The sequence below is a fragment of the Streptomyces sp. C10-9-1 genome (genome assembly GCF_024497955.1).
Classification (GTDB): Bacteria; Actinomycetota; Actinomycetes; order Streptomycetales; family Streptomycetaceae; genus Streptomyces; species Streptomyces sanyensis.
This window is the reverse complement of the sequence record NZ_JANHKP010000007.1, coordinates 205,270-222,625: the sequence shown is the minus strand read 5'-3', so window position 1 is coordinate 222,625 and position 17,356 is coordinate 205,270. Positions and strand designations below refer to the sequence as shown.

Sequence of the window (17,356 nt, the reverse complement as noted above, 5' to 3'; positions counted from 1 at the left end):
CGGGAGGGCGGTGCCGGGCCCCCGGGCGTCAGCGCAGGCGCGGGAAGCGGGCCTGGAGGTCCCAGACGGCGGGGTTGCCGCCGAGGTCCTCGTGCATGTCGGTGAGGTCGGCGATCAGGTCGTGGAGGAAGTCCCGTGCCTCGCGGCGCAGTTCCGCGTGGGAGAAGGTGAGCGGGGGCTCGTCGCCGGGCATCCAGTCGGCCTCCACGTCGACCCAGCCGAAGCGCCGCTCGAAGAGCATCAGGTCGGTGGACTCGGTGAAGTCGATCTCGGCGTGGTGCCGGGTGGCCGAGCGGCTGCCGAGCGGGTCGCGGTCCAGCCGCTCCACCACGTCGCACAGGGCCCAGGCGAAGTCGAGCACCGGCACCCATCCCCAGGCTGTGGACACCTCCCGGTCCGCCTCGGTGTCCGCGAGGTAGACGTCGCCGCAGAAGAGGTCGTGGCGCAGCGCGTGGACGTCCGCGCGGCGGTAGTCGGTCTGCGGGGGGTCCGGGAAGCGCCGGGAGAGCGAGTAGCCGATGTCGAGCACCCTCGGATGGTGTCATGCGCCGTCCCGTGCCGCGGCCGTCGGGCCCCGCGGGCGCCGGGGGAGGGACGCGCGGCGGACCCGGCCCGGGGCCGCCGGTCCCGCCGCCCGGGGTTCCGGTCCGGGCGCCCGGTGGCGCGGGGCCGGGGTCAGGGCAGCAGGCGCTGCTCCTTGGCGACGGCGACCGCGCCCGCCCGGGTGTCGACCCCGAGCTTGGCGTAGATGCGTCCCAGGTGGGTCTTGACGGTCGCCTCGCTGATGAACAGGGCCCGGGCGATCTCCCGGTTGCCGAGCCCCCGGGCGAGCTGCCCGAGGATGTCCCGCTCCCGCTCGGTGAGCGTGGGCCCCGCGGCGCCGCGCATCCGGTCCATCACGCGGCCCGCCACGGGGGCGGAGAGCGCGGTGCGGCCCTGGGCGGCGGCCCGGATCGCCGCGAACAGCTCCTCGGGGCGTTCGGCCTTGAGGAGGTAGCCCGTCGCGCCGGCCTCGATGGCGCGGGTGATGTCGGCGTCGGTGTCGTAGGTGGTCAGCACCAGCACGTGCACCTCCGGGGAGGCGATACGGCGGGTGGCCTCCACCCCGTCGATGCCGGGACCGAGCTGGAGGTCCATGAGGACCACGTCGGGCCGCAGCCTGCCCGCCATCGCCACGGCCTCCTCGCCGCTGCCGGCCTCCCCGACGACCTCGATGCCCTCCACGGTGCCGAGCAGGGCGAGCAGCCCGGCACGCACCACCGCGTGGTCGTCGCAGAGCAGGATGCGCACGGTCACGAGTCCTCCAGGGGGATCGCCGCCGACAGGACCGTGCCCTCCCCGGGCGCGGACTCGACGGTGAGGACGCCGCCGAGCTGCTCGACACGGGCCCGGATGGCGGGCAGCCCGTGCCCGCGGACGCCGCCCGGCGCGGACCCGGGGACGAAGCCGCGTCCGTCGTCCGCCACGTCCAGCACGACCTGGTCCCCGAGGTAGGTCAGGGTCATCGCGGTGGTCCCGGCACCCGCGTGCTCACGGGCGTTGGCCAAGGCCCCCTGGGCGATGCGCAGCAGCGCGGACTGCACGCGCTCCGGGAGGGGCACGGGCGTGCCGTCGACGCGGAACCCCGCCGACTCCCGCTCCGCCGCGCTCAGCAGCGCGGCTTCGAGGCCGCCGCCCTCGGCGAGGTCGGCGGGGGCCAGATCGTGCACGAAGCGGCGTGCCTCGGCCAGGCTGTGCTCCGCGATCGACTCCGCGGAGCGGACATGGCGGCGTGCGGTGCCCGGGTCCGCCTCCCACACCCGGTCCGCCGCCTGGAGCAGCATCTGCTGGCTGGACAGGCCCTGGGCGAGGCTGTCGTGGATCTCCATGGCGAGGCGCTGGCGTTCGGCGAGGGTGCCTTCGCGGCGCTCGGTGGCAGCCAGCTCGCGCCGGGTCGAGACGAGGTCGTCGATCAGGGCCCGCTGGCGTGAGGCCAGCCGTTCGGACTGGACGAACACGGCGGTGGCCACCGCGGCCACGGCCGGCGGCGCGATGACGAGGTTGGGGTCGAAGCCGTCCTCGGCGAGACGGAGCTGGGCGGCGACGACGAAGAGGGTCAGCAGCGCGACCAGGACGACGGCCGCACGGGGCGGCAGGGTCCTCAGCCCCGTGTAGAACAGGGGCACCGCGCACCAGGCGAAACTGGGCGCCAGGACCACCAGCACCATCCACACGGCGACCACCCCGGCCAGCCAGAGCAGCCGTCGCGGGGTGGCCCGCGCCGCGCGGGAGGCGAACGCGGGGCCGAGGACGTAGAGCACCGCCAGGGCCCCGGACAGCGCCACGATCCAGGGCGAGCGGGCCTCCCAGGGGTGCCGCAGCAGGTAGCGCGCGAGGGAGGCGCCGAGGAGCAGGAAGAACGCCGCGTGCATCACCCGGGCTGGCCGGTGGCCGTCCGGGGTCCGCTCGTCGAGGCCGTGCGCGGGGTGCCCGCCGTACGGGCCGTGTGCGTCGCGGACCGCGTGCTGCCCGTCCATCCGTCGTCCGTTCCGTCCTCGTCGGCGCGCGGTGCGCGCGCGGTGTGCCGTGCCGCGGGGCCCGCCGGGTGGCACCGCGCCCGCCGTCGCGCGGTGGCGGCGCCGCGCCGGTGGCCGCGTGCGCGGCTGCCGGTCCCGGAGGGCGCGACGCCTCCATCGTGACCCGCCCGGGCCACCGCGGCATCAACCGATCGGCCGACACGCCCGTCGCCCGAACCGGGCGGTGGGGGCATCCGCTCCGTCGATCCGCGGGAGCCGTGCCCCGCCGGAGGATCGACGGCAGGACGGCGCCGCCGAGGACCGGCGGTACCGCCCGGAGCACCGCCGACCACCCAGCGAGGAGTCCCCAATGAAGAAGATCCTGATCGGTTCCGCCGCCGCGGTCGCCGTCACCGCCGGAACCGTCGGCGCCGTGTCGGCCAGCGCCGCCGCCCCCGCCGCCGAGAGCCGCGCGGCCGTCTCGCGCAGCGTCGCCGACCGCGACCTCGTGCAGAGCACCCATCTGACCGTCGAGGCCGCCACCCGGGCCGCCCAGGCCACGCTCGAGGCGGCCGCGAAGGAGAACCAGCGGGTCACCGTCGCGGTCGTCGACCGGAACGGCAACACCCTCGTGACGCTGCGGGGCGACGGCGCCGGGCCCCAGTCCTACGAGTCGGCCCAGCGCAAGGCGTTCACCGCCGCCTCCTGGAACGCGCCGACCTCCGCCCTGGTCGAGCGCCTGGAGCAGGCGCCCAACCTCAAGGACATCCCGGGCACCCTGTTCCTCGCGGGCGGGGCCCCGGTGCAGGTCGACGGGGCCCCCGTGGCGGGCATCGGCGTGGCGGGCGCCCCGAGCGGTGCGCTGGACGAGAAGTTCGCGCAGGCGGGCGTGGAGGCGATCAGCCGCTGAGGGCCGCCCCGCCGCGTCCCGCCGACGGTGCGCCGCGAGCGCGCGGTCGGGGAACCCGGCAGGGCGGGGCGGCCGGGGGCCCGGCCCGTCGGCTGCCTAGGATCCCGGTGTGGATCCGTCCGCCCGCTGCCGGGCCGCCGTCGCCGTGGTCTCCGCGCTGTCCGCCGTGGCCCTGGCGGCGTGCGTCCCCGGTCCGGGCGCCGTGCGCGGGAGCCCGGGGGCGGCCGGTCTGCGCGACCCGCTGTTCCCGAAGCTCGGCAACGGCGGGTACGACGTGCAGCACTACGCCCTCGACCTCGACTACGACCCCGCATCCGGCCACCTGGCGGGCACCGCGGAGATCACCGCCCGGGCCACCCAGGACCTCAGCGCCTTCCACCTGGACTTCCGCGGGCTCACCGTGGCGGACGTCACCGTCGACGGGCGGCGGGCGTCCGCCAACCGGGCGGGCGGCGAACTGACGGTCCGCCCGCGGCGCGACATCCGCGAGGGGGACCGCTTCCGCACCGTGGTCCGCTACGCGGGGATTCCCGAGACGGTGACGGACGCCGACGGCTCCCGCGAGGGCTGGCTGCGGTCGGACGGCGCGGCGCTGGCCGTGGGCGAGCCCGCCGGCTCGGCGAGTTGGTTCCCGGGGAACCACCATCCGTCGGACAAGGCGACCTACGACGTCACCGTCAGCGTCCCGCGGGGCCTGCGGGCGGTCGCGGGCGGGGAGCCGCGCGCCCCGCGTACGGAGGGCCGCCGCACGGTCCAGTCGTGGCGCTCCACCGAGCCGATGGCGGGGCACCTGGCGGTGCTGGCCATCGGCGAGCTGCGGGTCGAGACCGTCCGCACGTCCTCCGGGCTGCCGGTGGTGACGGCGGTGTCCCCGCAGGCGGAGGAGCGGGCGGAGCCGCTGCTGCGCCGCATCCCCGAGCTACTCGCGTGGTGCGAGGAGCGCTTCGGTCCCTACCCGTTCTCCTCGGCGGGCGCGATCGTCGTGCCCTCGGGGGACCTGGAGTACGCGCTGGAGACGCAGTCGCGGCCGGTGTTCCCGCTGGACCGGTTCGACGAGCCGACGCTCCTCCACGAGCTGGCGCACCAGTGGTTCGGCAACTCGGTCTCCCCCGCCCGGTGGTCCGACATCTGGCTGAACGAGGGCTTCGCCACCTACGCGGAGTGGCTGTGGCAGGCGGATGCGGGGGGTCCGTCCGTGGAGGAGAGCTTCGCCGAGGCATACGGCGACGACGCCAACTGGGCCTTCCCGCCGGCCGAACCGCCCGGCCCCGCGGAGCTGTTCGCACCCCCGGTGTACGGGCGCGGCGCGATGGTCCTGCACCGGCTGCGCGGCGTGCTGGGCGACGGGGAGTTCTTCGCCCTGCTCCGGGGCTGGGCCGCCGAGCACCGCCACGGCACCGCGTCCACCGAGGAGTTCACCGCGTACGCGGAAGGGCGGTCCGGGCGCGAGTTGTCGCAGGTCTGGGACGCCTGGCTGTTCGGCCGGGGGCGTCCCCGGCTGCCGGACTGACGCGGCGGGGGCTCCGGGGGCTCCGGGGCGGGCGCTGCGGGGCGGGGCCGCGTGCCTGCGTGGCCGGGCGGGCGGAGGGGCCGGGCGCGTGCGCCCGGCCCCTCGGGGGACGTCAGATGTTGACGCCGAAGTCGCGGGCGATGCCCTCCAGGCCGGAGGCGTAGCCCTGGCCGACCGCGCGGAACTTCCACTCGGCGCCGTGCCGGTAGAGCTCGCCGAAGACCATGGCGGTCTCGACGGCGGCGTCCTCGCTCAGGTCGTAGCGGGCGATCTCGGCGCCGCCTGCCTGGTTGACGATCCGGATGTAGGCGTTGCGCACCTGGCCGAAGTTCTGCGAGCGGGTGACCGCGTCGTAGATGGAGACCGGGAAGACGATCTTGTCGATGTCCGCCGGGAGCGCGGCGAGGTTGACGTTGATCTGCTCGTCGTCGCCGCCGCCCTCGCCGGTGCGGTTGTCGCCGGTGTGGACGATGCTCTGGTCCGGCGTCGACTTGTTGTTGAAGAAGACGAAGTGGCCGTCGGAGGCGACCGTGCCGGCGCCGTTCACGGCGATGGCCGAGGCGTCGAGGTCGAAGTCCGTGCCGGTGGTGGTGCGGACGTCCCAGCCGAGGCCGACCGTGACGGCGGTCAGGCCCGGTGCCTCCTTGGTGAGCGAGACGTTTCCGCCCTTGGACAGGCTTACTGCCATCGGGAAGTCCCCTTCGGTTCGTGTGCGGGCGACGGTGATGGCCGTCGAGTCCTTGCGACGTTACCGTCACCGGTCATAACGCCGGCAGGGGATCCGCGGGTTCCCTCGGCGCCGGTGCGGTTCCCGTCCGGGGCGGCCGCGGCGTGCAGGGGCGCGGGGCGGGGTCCGGGCGCGGGTCCGGGCGGTGCGCCGGATCCGCACGGGTGGCCGCGGCGTGCACGGGCGGGACAGGGCGGCGTACACGGGCGGGATAAAGAGGGTGACGCGGACGGCGCGGGCGCGGGACCATGGAGGGCATGTCCGGTCCCTATGTCATCCGCGGTTCGGTCTCCCTGCCGGAGGCCGAGCTGATGTGGCGTTTCTCGCGTTCCTCCGGGCCGGGCGGCCAGCACGTCAACACCAGTGACTCGCAGGTCGAGTTGCGCTTCGACCTCGCGTCCACGGCGGCACTGCCGCCGGTGTGGAAGGAGCGCGCGCTGGAGCGGCTTTCGGGTCGGCTCGTCGGTGGTGTGATCGCCGTTCGCGCTTCGGAGCACCGCTCCCAGTGGCGCAACCGTGAGGCCGCCCTGGTGCGGCTCGCCTCCCTGCTGGCGGAGGCCACGGCGCCGCCGCCCCGGGCCCGGAGGCCGACGAAGATCCCTCGGGGCATCAACGAGCGGCGCCTGCGGGAGAAGAAGCAGCGCGCGGAGACCAAGCGGGGCCGTTCGGGCCGCGACTGGTAGTCGCCGCGGCGACCGGGAGCCCCGCGGCGTGCTGGGCGCGCCCCGGGCGGGGCTGCTCCTCACGAGGCCGCTCACCGGCGGTGCAGGCCCGGTCGCGCCCCGGGCCGGGTGCCGCTTCCCGGGCCGTGCGGATGCCGTGAAGCAGTGCTCCGATGCGTGCCCCCTGCCCCGCGGCGTGAGCGCTGCTCCCAGTCGTGTGCGCCGCTCCGTGGCGTGAGCGCTGGTCCGCGGGGCGAGCGCTGCTCCGAGTCGTGTGGCCTGCTCCGGGGCGCGAGCCCTGGTCCGTTGCGTGAGCCCTGCTTTGGGGTGTGTGCGTTGCTTCGATGTGCGAGCGCCGCTCCGGGGCGCGAGCACCGCTCCAGGAGGCGAACTCCGCCCCTTGGCGTGAGCACTGCTCCGAGTCGTGTGCCCCGCCCCCTGGCGTGAGCACTGCTCCGAGTCGTGTGCCCCGCCCCGTGACGCGAGCCCCGCCCCGTGGCGTGAGCACTGCCCCGCGGCGCGAGCACCGCTCCCCCGCGCGGACAAAGGCCGCACGAGCCCCGCCGCCCCGCCCCGCCTCCCCGCCCCCGCGCCCCGCCGGTCTCAGTCCAGCCTGCGGTAGCGCCCCCGGAAGTACGCCAGCGGCCCGCCGCCCTCCGCCCCGTCCGTGGAGACCGCCAGGACGCGCCCGACGACCAGGGTGTGGTCGCCCGCCTCGATCCGCTGCTCGGTGCGGCACTCCAGCGTCGCCAGCGCCCCTCCGACCAGCGGTGCCCCGCACACCCCGCCCCGCTCCCAGGCGAGGTCAGCGAACAGCAGCCGGTCGCTGACGCGGCCCTTCATGGCGAAGCGCCCCGCGATCTGCCGCTGGTCCTCGGAGAGCACGGACACGCCCCACAGGGGCTGCTCGGACAGCAGGTCGTCCATCCGCGACCCGTTGCGCAGGCTCACCAGGACGAGCGGCGGGTCCAGCGAGACCGACAGGAAGGACGTGGCCGTCATGCCCACGTCCTCGCCGCGCGGTCCGTGGTCCTCGTCGCGTGCGGTGACCAGGACCACCCCCGCCGCCAGTCGGGACATGGCGGCGCGGAACTCGTCGTTGCTCACCCCCTCAGCATGGGGGACGGCGGACAGGGTGGGAGTGGTGGTCGTCGGCAACACACCGGGAACGGTAGCCCCGGCGATCACCGGGGCGCATCGGACCGGCGAACCAGCCGGGACCTAGGACTTCCGGCCCGGTGGAGGTACATTTCCCGGACGTCGCCCGGAACGTCCCCCACCGTTTCCCGTGGAACTCCCGCCTGCCCGGCAGTTGTCCGGGAAGCGGCACAATGGTTGTGCGTTCAAGAGAGTGAGGAGCGCAGCGAGCGGGGGTCCGGCCAACGATCCGTCAGGTGCTGTGACTTGACTCACACAGGCCGGTATTTGTTGACCCTGTGTACCGACAGGGCAGCTCGCTGTGATTCAGTGGCCGGGATACCACGCGAGATAGGCCGAACGAGGACGCTGATCACCACCCTGGAGTTTGCTGTCGAAGTCTCGGGGAGAGCGAGCGAGCAATGGAGACCGAGTCGGAGCCCTATGTCCGTCTTGCGTCCCTGCGGCAGCTGCACCGGGTGGTCACGGACCTGAACACGGCCCGCAGTCTGGCCGACACCCTCCAGACCGTCGTCGAAGGCGTCGTCACCGGGCTCGGTTACGAGCTGGCCTGCGTCAACCTCGTCCGCCCCGACGGCGACCTGGTGGTCGCCGCCCTCGCCGGGAGCGCCGCCGCCGAGGCCCTGATCACCGGCCGGGTCGGCTCCAGGACCTCGTGGGAGCGCCGCCTGTCCATGGGGGAGGCCTGGGGCGACCTGCGCTTCATACCGCACACCGAGGGCTGGGTCCTGATAGAGGACGACGTGCCCCAGTGGCACACCGACGGCCCCGAGCCGCGCTTCGAGGACGAGTGGCACCCCCGCGACCGCCTCTACGCCCCGATGTACGCCTCCGGCAGCGGCCGGGAGCTGCTGGGCGTGATATCCGTCGACCGGCCGCGCAACGGGCGCCGCCCCGCCGCCTGGGGCCGGGAGGCGCTCCAGATGTACGCCTCGCAGGCCGGCATCGCGATCAGCAACGCCCGGCTGCGCGCCAACATGCAGCGCGCCCTGGTCCGGCTGGAGCGCGAGCAGCAGGCCCTGCGCGCCAGCGAGGAATCCTTCCGTCAGGCCTTCGAGTACGCGCCCAGCGGCATGGCCATCGCCGAGATGGGCGGCGACCAGCACGGCAGGCTGCTGCGGACGAACGACGCGCTGTGCCGCCTGCTCGGCCGCCCGGCCTCCGCGATGCGGCGCTACTCCTTCGCCGACCTGGTGCACCCCGAGGACGTGGGGACCCTGCTGAGGACCTCGGCGGAGGGCGGCAGGGCGGAGATCAGGCTCGGCCGCCGGGACGGCAGCTACGTGTGGGTCTCGCTGCGGAACTCCGTCGTCGCCGACACCGCCGACGGGCCCCGCTTCCTGCTCACCCACGTCGAGGACATCGAGGAGCGCAAGCGCCACGAGCTGCACCTCGCCCACCGGGCCTCGCACGACGCCCTCACGGGGCTCCCCAACAGCGCCGAGCTGCGCGCCCGCCTCAGCGCACGGCTGTGCGAGCGCCCGCACCCGGGCATCCCGGGCGGCTACGGCGGGCTGGACGCCGGCTACGACGAGGCCTACGAGGACGGCGCCCACCACGCGGACGCCTTCGGCTTCGACGCGCTGGGCGGGGGCCGCCCCTACGACCACCACGTGCACATGGTGGCGCCGGAGGGCGAGGACGACGGGGCCAAGGGGCTGGCGGTCCTCTTCTGCGACCTGGACGGCTTCAAGTCGATCAACGACCGCTTCGGCCACCACACCGGCGACGCCGTGCTGGTCGAGGTCGCCCGCCGGCTGACCACCCTGGTGCGCGACGGCGACACGGTGGCCCGCCTCGGCGGAGACGAGTTCGTCGTCCTCGCCGACGGCCTCGGGGCGGCGGACGCCGCCGACCTCGCCGTCCGGCTGCGCAACGCGATCATCCAGCCGATCCGGGTGGACGGCAGGGGTGTGCGGGTGGGGGCGAGCTTCGGAATCGGCTGGGCCAGTTGCGGGATGTCGGTGGAGGACGTGCTTCAGTCGGCCGACCAGCGCATGTACGTGGAGAAGCGCTCGCGTGCCAAGGTTCACCGCCGGGCGGGATGAGGCCCAGGACACCCGATCGGGTGAGTGGAACCGGGTAGGCTCGCCTGGCGTCGACATTCTGTCGACGAGAGGTGAGGAGTGACTGGATGACGGCCGCGAACAACGCCGCAGGCACGCCCGAGGACGACGACCCGTTCGGCTACCTGTACGAGGACGGGCAGGCCGCCGGGGCGACCCCGCCGGGACAGGGCCGCGGCTACGGCTACCCGGGTCCGGCCGCGGCGCCGGGTGTCCCGCGGACCTCGTACAACCAGGTCCGCACGGTCGGCGAGCGCCGTCAGTACGCCCAGCAGGTCCCCCCGCAGCAGCAGGGCTACGGTCCGCCGCCCGGCTACGCGCAGCAGCCCACCGCCGCCTACGCGGCCCCCGAGACCTACCCGGGCGGCGCCCCCGCGGCGGGTGGGCCGGGGACGCCGGCTCAGCCCGGACGGGGCCGGGGCGGCCCCAACACCAGGGGCCTGCTCATCGGCGCGATCGCCGTGGTGGCCGTCGTGGTCGTGGGTATCGGCGCCGCGGTGATGTCCAAGGGTGACGAGAAGGACGCGGCGGGCGCCGAGCCCGGCGCCTCCACCAGCCCCACCGCCGCCCCCTCGACGGAGCCGAGCGGAGGGCCGTCCGAGGAGCCCGAGGGGCCGGTGGAACTGCCCAAGCAGGACGCGGCGACCCTCACCCTCGGCGGTCCGGCGAGCGCGGCCAACACCGTGCAGGGTGCCAAGGGCACCGGCGGTGCCTATGTGATGTTCAACGGGGAGGGCGGCTCGGCGAGCTGGTCCGTCGACGTGCCCCAGGCCGGTGCGTACACGATGTACATCACGTACAGCGTGCCGGGCAAGGACGCCAAGACCTCGCTGACGCTCAACGGCCAGGAGCCGCGCGAGATCAACATGGCGAACTTCGCCAAGGCGAAGAAGGGCGACTGGGAGAAGGGGTGGACCAACACCTACGTCTTCGTCAACCTCGACAAGGGCAGGAACGACCTGCGGATCTCCTGCGAGCCGGGCAACAAGTGCGAGGCGTACCTGGACCAGGTGTGGCTGGAGGCCGGCCAGAAGGGCTGAGCCGCCCCCCGGGCCGCTGACGCGACCGCCGGCCCCCGCGCCCCGCGCGGGGGCCGTGGCGCGTCCGGGCCGCCGGGACGGACCTGCCGGAGCCGCCCCCGCCGGCGGTGCGCCGGGGCAGCGGGCGGTCAGCCGTCCGTGTGCTCGGTGACCGTCACCCGCTCGCGCAGCCTCTCGTAGGCGCCGCGGTCGAACTCGCCCGCCGCCGGGGCGAGTACCGTCGCCGCCGACAGGGCGGCCGCCCTGGCCAGGCGCTCCGGCCACGGCAGGCCCTCCACGAGGCCCGACAGCAGCGCGGCGACGGCGGAGTCCCCGGCACCGGTCGGGTTGCCGCGCTCGGCGGCGGGCGGGGCGGCCTGCCAGGTCCCCTCGGGAGTGGCGGCGAGCAGCCCGTCGGGGCCCAGGGAGCCCACGACGGCGTGCGCGCCCCGGCGGCGGGCGTCGCGCACGGCGCGCCGCGGTTCCCGGGAGCCCGTCAGCAGCGCCAGCTCCTCCGCGTTGGGCTTGATCAGGTCGGGGCGGGCGGCTATACCGCGGCGCAGCGGTTCCCCGCTGGTGTCGAGCAGCACCGGTACACCGGCCGCGCGGGCCCGGCGCACCAGGTCGGCGTAGGCGCCGACGTGGATGCCCGGGGGCAGGCTGCCGCAGAGGGCGACGGCCTCGGCGTCGTCGAGCAGGCTGCCGTAGGCGGCGAGGAACGCGGCCCACTCCTCGGGGGTGACGGCGGGGCCGGGCTCGTTGAGCTGCGTGGTGTCGCCGGTGGAGGCGTCCGTCACGGCGACGGTGCGCCGGGTCGGTGCCGCGACGGGCACCAGTGCGTCGCGGAGCGGCAGACGGGCGAGCATGTGGCGCAGCACGTCCCCGGTGTGGCCGCCGGCGAAGCCGGTGACGGTGCAGGCGTGGCCGAGCGAGGACAGCACGCGGGCCACGTTGACGCCCTTGCCGCCGGGTCGTTCGTGCACCTCGCCGACCCGGTTGACCGCATGCGGGGTCAGGGCCGGGACCCGGTAGGTGATGTCCAGGGCGGCGTTGAGCGTGACCGTCAGGATCACCCGTACACACCTCGTGAGAATGCGGCGTCGGAGCTCGTACGGGGCCTGATCATGCCAAAGGGAGGGCGGTCGGCCCAAGACCCGGGTACGCCTCCGCACCGGCCCCCCCTCGTCCGGGGCCGGTGCGGAGACGGCGTCAGGCGCCCTTCGGCTCGACGATCCACTCGCCCCGGCGCATCACGCCCTGGAGGACGAAGTCGGAGTCGAGGACCACCAGGTCGGCGTCCTTGGTGGGTTCCAGGGAGCCGATCCGGTCGTAGGCGCCGAGCAGTCTGGCCGGGTTGGCGGAGATGGCCCGCACGACGTCCTCGACGGGCAGGCGGTCGACGGTGACGGCACGTCGGAAGGCGGTGTCCAGGGTGAGGGTGGAGCCGGCGATCGAGCCGCCCTCCACCAGCCGGGCCACACCGTCCTTCACCTCGACCTCCAGCGGGCCGAGTTCGTAGCGCCCGTCGCCGAAGCCCGCCGCGTCCATCGCGTCGGTGATGAAGGCGACGCGTCCGGCGCCGGCGCTGTGGAAGGCGAGTTCCAGGGCGGCGGGGTGGAGGTGGACGCCGTCGTTGATGAGTTCGACGGTGACCCGCTCGTCCTCCAGCAGGGCCGCGATGGGGCCCGGGGCGCGGTGGGCGAGTCCGGGCATGGCGTTGAACAGGTGGGTCGCGACGGTGGCGCCCGCCTCGATGGCCTCGGCGGTCTGCTCGTAGCTGGCGTCGGTGTGGCCGATGGCGGCGATCACGCCCTGCTCGGCGAGCATCCGCACGGAGTCGATGCCGCCGGGCAGCTCGGTGGCCAGGGTGATCATCCGGGCGGTGCCGCGTGCGGCGTCGACGAGCTTGCGGACCTCGGCCGGGTCGGGGTCGAGCAGCAGGGCCTCGCTGTGCGCGCCCTTGCGGCAGGGGGAGATGAACGGCCCCTCGAAGTGGATGCCGGCCAGGTCGCCCTGCTCGACGAGTTCGGAGAGCATCCCGGCCCGCCGGGTGAGGAAGTCCATGCTCGCGGTGACGGTGGAGGCGACCAGGGTGGTGGTGCCGTGCCGGCGGTGGGTGTCGACGCCCTTCAGCACGTCCTCGGCGGTGCCGGACGTGAAGGAGGCCCCGCCGCCGCCGTGGTTGTGGATGTCGACGAACCCGGGGACGATCCAGTGCCCGGACAGGTCCCTCACGGGAGTGCCGGGGTCGGCGGCGCCCGCGATCCGCGTGCCCTCGACGACGACCCGTCCGTTCTCGACGACGCCGGTCGGCAGCACCACACGGGCTCCGGCCAGCACGGTGGCTGTGGCGCGAGCGGCCATCAGTCGGTTACCTCCGTGGCGAGTAGATCCCAGGCGAGCAGACCTGCGCCCAGGCATCCGGCGGTGTCCCCGAGGGCCGCCGGGACGATCGCGGGCAGTTTCTGGAAGGTGACGCGCTCCTCGACCGCCGCCCGCAGCGGTGTGAACAAGGTTTCCCCGGCCTCGGCGAGCCCGCCACCGATGATCAGAGTCCGGGGGTCGAGCAGGGTGAGGGCCGTGACGAGTCCGTCGGCCAGGGCGGCGACGGCGTCGTGCCACACCGCGACCGCGCGCGCGTCGCCGGAGGCGACCGCCTCGGCGCAGTCCGCCGCGTCCGCGTCCGGGTCGCCGGAGGCGGCGGACCAGGCCCGGGTGACGGCGGAGGCGGAGGCGAGTGCCTCCAGGCAGCCGCGCTGGCCGCAGCCGCAGGCCGGGCCGCCGGGGCGGACGACGATGTGCCCGATCTCGCCGGCGTAGCCGTGGGCGCCGGCCTCGATGGTGCCGCCGATGCCGATGGCGCCCGCGATGCCGGTGCCGAGCGGGACGAACAGGAAGCGGTCGGCTCCCTGCCCGGCGCCGATGCGGCCCTCGGCGAGGCCGCCGGTGCGCACGTCGTGCCCGAGGGCGACCGGGATCCCGCCCAGCCGTTCGCTGAGGAGCTTGCGCAGCGGGACGTCCCGCCAGCCGAGGTTGGCCGCGTAGACGGCGATGCCGCGGTCGGCGTCGACGATGCCGGGCACGGCGACCCCGGCGGCGAGCGCCGGCTCCCCGAAGTGTTCCTGCCCGTAGGCCCGCAGGTCCTCGGCGAAGCCGAGGATCGACTCCACCACGGCGTCCGGGCCGCGCTTCCGCCCGGTCGCCCGCCGCAGCTCGTGCAGGAGGGTCCCGTCCGCCGCGACGAGGGCGGCCTTCATGCCGGTGCCGCCCACATCGAGGGCGATGACGTGTTTCACGGGGAACAGTTTCGCCCGAGGACCCGAATAGGTCTAGTCCACTTGGCGAGATTGTTGTCAAGCCATACAAACTCGTCCACCCGTTCGGGCGAGAGGAAGCCCGCAGGCGGGGGCGTGCGCCGGTGCCCGGAGGGGCTTCCCGGCGCCTGTGCGGGGCGCGCGGCCGTCGCGACGCGGAAGGGGTTGCGCAAGGACGTTGCGAAAGCGAGACCGGCACTGGTGTAGACCTCATGGCAATGCGTGGGACAATCTTCGTTCATCCGCAGAGCGTCACGGGGGCCGACGGGGACGCGCGCAACCGACGAGCAGAGGGTGGGGGAGAGCAGTGCAGCGTCCCTTCATAGGTCTGACTGCCGCAACCGCGGCACTGGGCATGGCGGCCGTGCTGACAGGGTGCGGCGCGACGGGTTCGGGCGATGTCACCCTCCATCTCGTCGCCGCCGACTACGACGTCTCCGGCGGCCAGACCAGCAAGGTCTACTGGGAGCAGCTCACCACCGCCTTCGAGGCCGAGCACCCCGGGATCAAGGTCGAGGTGCAGATCGAGTCCTGGAACGACGTCGACCGCAAGGTCGCCGAGATGGTGGAGGCCGGGAACGCCCCCGACGTCGCCCAGATCGGCGCCTACGCGGACTACGCCGCGGACGGCCGCCTCTACGCGGCCGACCAGCTGCTGTCGGTGCCGGTGCAGTCCAACTTCCTGGTGCCGCTCACCGACGCGGGCGAGTACAAGGGCACCCAGTACGGTCTCCCCTTCGCGGCCTCCACCCGGCTGCTCTTCTACAACAAGGAGCTCTTCGCCGAGGCGGGGATCACGGGCACGCCGGAGACCTGGGACGAGCTCGCCGAGGACGCCCGGGCGCTCAAGGACAGCGGGGTCCGCTACCCCTTCGCGCTGCCGCTCGGCCCGGAGGAGGCGCAGGCCGAGACCCTGATGTGGCTGCTGAGCGGCGGCACCGGCTACACCGACGCGGTCAACAAGTACGCCATCGACTCCCAGGCCAACATCAGCGCCTTCGAATGGCTCCGCGACGAGCTGGTCAAGCCCGGCCTGACCGGGCCGGTCGCCCCCGGCGAGCTCAACCGCAAGGACGCATTCGCCGCGTTCACCCGCGGTGAGGTCGGCATGCTGAACGGGCACCCGTCCCTGATGCAGGCCGCCGAGAAGGAGGGCATCGACGTCGGCAAGGTCGAGCTGCCGGGACGCGAGGGCGAGGCCAAGGGCTCGATGGGCGTCGCCGACTGGATCATGGGCTTCAAGGAGAACGGCCACCGCAAGGAGATCGGCGCGTTCTTCGACTACGTCTTCAGCGACGCCAACGTCCTCGCCTTCGCCCGGCAGAACGACCTGCTGCCGCCGACGGTCACCGCCTCCGAGGCGATGGAGAAGGACCCGGAGCACGCGGACCTGCGCGAGTTCCTGCACGCGCTGCCCACCTCCGTCCTCCCGCCGGTCGGCAAGACCTCCTGGGCGGCCGTGAGCGAGACCATCAAGAAGAAGATCGGCAAGGCGATGGAGCCGGGCGGCAGCGTGGCGGCGACCCTCTCCGAGATCGACGGCGACGCGGCCGAGGCCGAGGCGGCCGAGTAGGCCGGGTCCGCGGCCGGGACCGGGCCCGGGCACAGGACCGGGCCCGGACGGAGCCGGGGGCCGGGTGGGGGTGCCGGGCGATAGGTTGGATCGTATGACCGAGGAGCCGCAGAGCACCGGGCTGCCCGCCCGCGAGCAGTCCGTGCTCGCCATGGAGCGGCGCACCTGGTCCGGCCCCGGGGCCAAGGAGCGGGCGATCAGGGAGCAGCTCGGCATCTCCCCGGTCCGCTACTACCAGCTGCTCAACGCCCTCCTCGACGACCCCCGCGCCCTGGTGCACGATCCGGTCACCGTGAACCGTCTTCGCCGTGTCAGGGACGCACGCAGATCCCGCCGTTAAGGTCGGGGCATGGGCAGCTCCCCGTACGCACACACCCTGCCGACGCCGTCCACCCCCGCGGGCCGCGACGGACTCGCGGCCGTCCTCGACCGGCCCGCCGAGACCGTCGTGGCCCTCGACTTCGACGGCACACTCGCCGAGATCGTGCCCGACCCCGAGCAGGCCCGCGCGCACGAGCGCGTGGTCCCCGCGCTCGCCCGGCTCGCCCCGAAGGTCGCCTCCGTGGCCGTGGTCACCGGCCGCCCGGCCGGGGTCGCCGTCCGCTACGGGGGCTTCGCGGGAGTGCCCGGGCTCGACCACCTCGTGGTGCTCGGCCACTACGGCGCCGAGCGCTGGGACGCCGCCACCGGCACGGTCACCGGGCCGGCCGCGCACCCCGGAGTGGCCGCCGCCCGGGCCGGACTGCCGGGCGTCCTGGAGGCCGCCGGCGTCCGGCAGGGCGCCTGGATCGAGGAGAAGGGCCGGGCGGTGGCCGTCCACACCCGGCGCGCCGACGACCCGCAGGGCGCCTTCGACGCGCTGCGCGAGCCGATGGCCGCGCTCGCCTCCCGCCACGGACTGGTCCTCGAACCGGGGCGCATGGTCCTCGAACTGCGCCCCCCGGGCATGGACAAGGGCGTCGCCCTCGACGCCCATGTGCGCCGGGCCGGTGCCGGGGCCGTCCTGTACGCGGGAGACGACCTCGGCGACCTCGCGGCCTTCGCCGCGGTCGGGAAGCTGCGGTCGGACGGGGTGCCGGGGCTGCTCGTGTGCAGCGGGAGCGAGGTGCCGGAGCTGGCGGAGCGCGCGGACCTGGTCCTCCCGGGCCCCCCGGCCGTGGCGGACCTGCTGGCGGCCCTCGCCGAGCGGCTGTAGGGCACCCGGAGGCCCCTGGGCCGGGCAGTCCGCCGGTGGCCACCGCCGGTGGGCGGTGCCCACCGGCCCGATGACAGGATGACGGCATGGCGGCGGCGCGGTGACGGACGAGGCGTGGGCGGGGCTCCACGGCGACCTGCTGGCGGCGAAGGCGCTGGTGTACGACCCGGCCGGGTTCGCCTGCTCGCTCCCCGTGCCCGAACCGGAGAGCGCGGCGTACGCGGCCTGCGGGTTCACGCTCGACGGCCGCTCGGTCCGGTTCCGCGCGGCCAGGACCACCCCGGCGAGGGCGGGGCAGTTCGTCACCCTGTGGCAGAGGTCCGAGGCGGGCCCGATCCGGCCCTTCGACGCGGCCGACGCGGTGGACCTCTTCGTCGTCGGCTGCCGCGACGGCGAAATCTCCGGGCAGTTCGTGTTCCCCCGCGAGACGCTGCGCGACCACGGGATCGTCTCCTCGGGAGGCTCCGGCGGCAGGCGCGGCTTCCGCGTCTATCCGCCGTGGGCCGCCCCGACCGGCCCGGCGGCCCGGCGCACCCAGGCGTGGCAGGTGCGCCACTTCCTCGACCTCGGCGACGGCGGCGGGCCCGCCGACCCGGCACGCGCCCGCGCCCTGTACCACCCGTAGGACGTGATCTGCGCCATAGGCTGTCACAGCGTCCGCCTCCGCGGTGTCTTGAGGTCGAACCCACCGGGATGGGGAAAGTCCACCGGGGAATGAGGGAGAGGC

The 17,356-nt window shown here is 74.7% G+C and carries 17 protein-coding genes; 9 read left to right on the top strand and 8 right to left on the bottom strand.

Going from position 1 to position 17,356, the window contains the following annotated elements; translation table 11 throughout:
- Nucleotides 1-28 precede the first annotated feature (28 nt).
- The 3 genes from NPS70_RS12265 to NPS70_RS12255 all read right to left on the bottom strand — a co-directional run bounded on the left by NPS70_RS12265 (nucleotide 29) and on the right by NPS70_RS12255 (nucleotide 2,411).
- Nucleotides 29-529, bottom strand: coding sequence for a hypothetical protein (locus NPS70_RS12265; protein WP_256524202.1), 501 nt, complete (start codon nucleotides 527-529; stop codon nucleotides 29-31).
- A 146-nt stretch (nucleotides 530-675) separates the two neighbouring features.
- Entirely contained in the window at nucleotides 676-1,296 is a 621-nt protein-coding gene (locus NPS70_RS12260; RefSeq protein ID WP_256524201.1) for a response regulator transcription factor, read from the bottom strand.
- Nucleotides 1,293-2,411 carry a sensor histidine kinase gene (locus tag NPS70_RS12255; RefSeq protein WP_256524303.1) on the bottom strand — a complete coding sequence of 373 codons (1,119 nt, stop codon included), beginning with the start codon at nucleotides 2,409-2,411 and terminating at the stop codon, nucleotides 1,293-1,295. Before NPS70_RS12255 ends, NPS70_RS12260 begins: the two co-directional genes overlap by 4 nt.
- Before the next feature lie 454 nt (nucleotides 2,412-2,865).
- Between NPS70_RS12255 and NPS70_RS12250 the strand changes: the two genes are divergently transcribed.
- Together NPS70_RS12250 and NPS70_RS12245 are read left to right on the top strand one after the other, a co-directional pair.
- On the top strand, nucleotides 2,866-3,405 hold the full coding sequence (locus NPS70_RS12250; protein WP_256524200.1) for a heme-binding protein: 540 nt from the start codon (nucleotides 2,866-2,868) through the stop codon (nucleotides 3,403-3,405).
- A 109-nt stretch (nucleotides 3,406-3,514) separates the two neighbouring features.
- Nucleotides 3,515-4,915 carry a M1 family metallopeptidase gene (locus NPS70_RS12245; protein ID WP_374211989.1) on the top strand — a complete coding sequence of 467 codons (1,401 nt, stop codon included), beginning with the start codon at nucleotides 3,515-3,517 and terminating at the stop codon, nucleotides 4,913-4,915.
- 112 nt (nucleotides 4,916-5,027) lie between these two features.
- Here NPS70_RS12245 and NPS70_RS12240 read toward each other — a convergent pair whose 3' ends face one another.
- Complete coding sequence (locus tag NPS70_RS12240) at nucleotides 5,028-5,603, bottom strand: TerD family protein (protein WP_256524199.1); 576 nt, start codon at nucleotides 5,601-5,603, stop codon at nucleotides 5,028-5,030.
- Nucleotides 5,604-5,890: 287 nt separating this feature from the next.
- Here NPS70_RS12240 and arfB point away from each other — a divergent pair, with 287 nt between their 5' ends.
- A complete protein-coding gene (gene arfB, locus NPS70_RS12235; protein ID WP_256524198.1) occupies nucleotides 5,891-6,325 on the top strand; it encodes an alternative ribosome rescue aminoacyl-tRNA hydrolase ArfB in 435 nt (144 codons plus the stop codon).
- A 582-nt stretch (nucleotides 6,326-6,907) separates the two neighbouring features.
- Here arfB and NPS70_RS12230 read toward each other — a convergent pair.
- On the bottom strand, nucleotides 6,908-7,465 hold the full coding sequence (locus NPS70_RS12230; protein WP_256524197.1) for a flavin reductase family protein: 558 nt from the start codon (nucleotides 7,463-7,465) through the stop codon (nucleotides 6,908-6,910).
- 398 nt (nucleotides 7,466-7,863) lie between these two features.
- Between NPS70_RS12230 and cdgB the strand changes: the two genes are divergently transcribed.
- Together cdgB and NPS70_RS12220 are read left to right on the top strand one after the other, a co-directional pair.
- A complete protein-coding gene (cdgB, locus tag NPS70_RS12225) occupies nucleotides 7,864-9,510 on the top strand; it encodes a diguanylate cyclase CdgB (protein ID WP_256524196.1) in 1,647 nt (548 codons plus the stop codon).
- An 86-nt stretch (nucleotides 9,511-9,596) separates the two neighbouring features.
- On the top strand, nucleotides 9,597-10,568 hold the full coding sequence (locus tag NPS70_RS12220; RefSeq protein WP_256524195.1) for a CBM35 domain-containing protein: 972 nt from the start codon (nucleotides 9,597-9,599) through the stop codon (nucleotides 10,566-10,568).
- Nucleotides 10,569-10,696: 128 nt separating this feature from the next.
- Here NPS70_RS12220 and NPS70_RS12215 read toward each other — a convergent pair whose 3' ends face one another.
- The 3 genes from NPS70_RS12215 to NPS70_RS12205 form a co-directional block, all read right to left on the bottom strand.
- Nucleotides 10,697-11,620, bottom strand: a complete 924-nt coding sequence (locus NPS70_RS12215; RefSeq protein ID WP_256524194.1) for a 1-phosphofructokinase family hexose kinase — start codon at nucleotides 11,618-11,620, stop codon at nucleotides 10,697-10,699.
- 136 nt (nucleotides 11,621-11,756) lie between these two features.
- On the bottom strand, nucleotides 11,757-12,911 hold the full coding sequence (gene nagA / locus NPS70_RS12210; RefSeq protein WP_256524193.1) for an N-acetylglucosamine-6-phosphate deacetylase: 1,155 nt from the start codon (nucleotides 12,909-12,911) through the stop codon (nucleotides 11,757-11,759).
- On the bottom strand, nucleotides 12,911-13,804 hold the full coding sequence (locus NPS70_RS12205; RefSeq protein ID WP_256524301.1) for an ROK family protein: 894 nt from the start codon (nucleotides 13,802-13,804) through the stop codon (nucleotides 12,911-12,913). Before NPS70_RS12205 ends, nagA begins: the two co-directional genes overlap by 1 nt.
- 364 nt (nucleotides 13,805-14,168) lie before the next feature.
- Here NPS70_RS12205 and NPS70_RS12200 point away from each other — a divergent pair, with 364 nt between their 5' ends.
- The 4 genes from NPS70_RS12200 to NPS70_RS12185 all read left to right on the top strand — a co-directional run bounded on the left by NPS70_RS12200 (nucleotide 14,169) and on the right by NPS70_RS12185 (nucleotide 17,254).
- Nucleotides 14,169-15,434 (top strand): extracellular solute-binding protein, encoded by a 1,266-nt coding sequence (locus NPS70_RS12200; RefSeq protein WP_256524192.1) that lies wholly within the window; start codon nucleotides 14,169-14,171, stop codon nucleotides 15,432-15,434.
- A gap of 94 nt (nucleotides 15,435-15,528) precedes the next feature.
- The gene (locus NPS70_RS12195) at nucleotides 15,529-15,774 is read left to right on the top strand and encodes a DUF3263 domain-containing protein (protein ID WP_256524191.1); all 246 of its coding nucleotides are present in this window, start codon (nucleotides 15,529-15,531) and stop codon (nucleotides 15,772-15,774) included.
- 9 nt (nucleotides 15,775-15,783) lie between these two features.
- Nucleotides 15,784-16,629 carry a trehalose-phosphatase gene (otsB, locus tag NPS70_RS12190; protein ID WP_256524190.1) on the top strand — a complete coding sequence of 282 codons (846 nt, stop codon included), beginning with the start codon at nucleotides 15,784-15,786 and terminating at the stop codon, nucleotides 16,627-16,629.
- A gap of 100 nt (nucleotides 16,630-16,729) precedes the next feature.
- Nucleotides 16,730-17,254: a MepB family protein gene (locus NPS70_RS12185; protein WP_256524189.1), complete on the top strand. Its 525-nt coding sequence runs from the start codon at nucleotides 16,730-16,732 to the stop codon at nucleotides 17,252-17,254.
- The last annotated feature ends 102 nt before the right edge of the window (nucleotides 17,255-17,356 follow it).

Bases quoted from the DNA above. Each gene is read 5' to 3' on its own strand.
- NPS70_RS12255 (WP_256524303.1), bottom strand. From the start codon at position 2,411: ATGCACGCGGCGTTCTTCCTGCTCCTCGGCGCCTCCCTCGCGCGCTAC.
- NPS70_RS12250 (WP_256524200.1), top strand. From the start codon at position 2,866: ATGAAGAAGATCCTGATCGGTTCCGCCGCCGCGGTCGCCGTCACCGCC.
- NPS70_RS12240 (WP_256524199.1), bottom strand. From the start codon at position 5,603: ATGGCAGTAAGCCTGTCCAAGGGCGGAAACGTCTCGCTCACCAAGGAG.
- arfB (WP_256524198.1), top strand. From the start codon at position 5,891: ATGGAGGGCATGTCCGGTCCCTATGTCATCCGCGGTTCGGTCTCCCTG.
- cdgB (WP_256524196.1), top strand. From the start codon at position 7,864: ATGGAGACCGAGTCGGAGCCCTATGTCCGTCTTGCGTCCCTGCGGCAG.
- NPS70_RS12220 (WP_256524195.1), top strand. From the start codon at position 9,597: ATGACGGCCGCGAACAACGCCGCAGGCACGCCCGAGGACGACGACCCG.
- nagA (WP_256524193.1), bottom strand. From the start codon at position 12,911: ATGGCCGCTCGCGCCACAGCCACCGTGCTGGCCGGAGCCCGTGTGGTG.
- NPS70_RS12205 (WP_256524301.1), bottom strand. From the start codon at position 13,804: ATGAAGGCCGCCCTCGTCGCGGCGGACGGGACCCTCCTGCACGAGCTG.
- NPS70_RS12195 (WP_256524191.1), top strand. From the start codon at position 15,529: ATGACCGAGGAGCCGCAGAGCACCGGGCTGCCCGCCCGCGAGCAGTCC.
- otsB (WP_256524190.1), top strand. From the start codon at position 15,784: ATGGGCAGCTCCCCGTACGCACACACCCTGCCGACGCCGTCCACCCCC.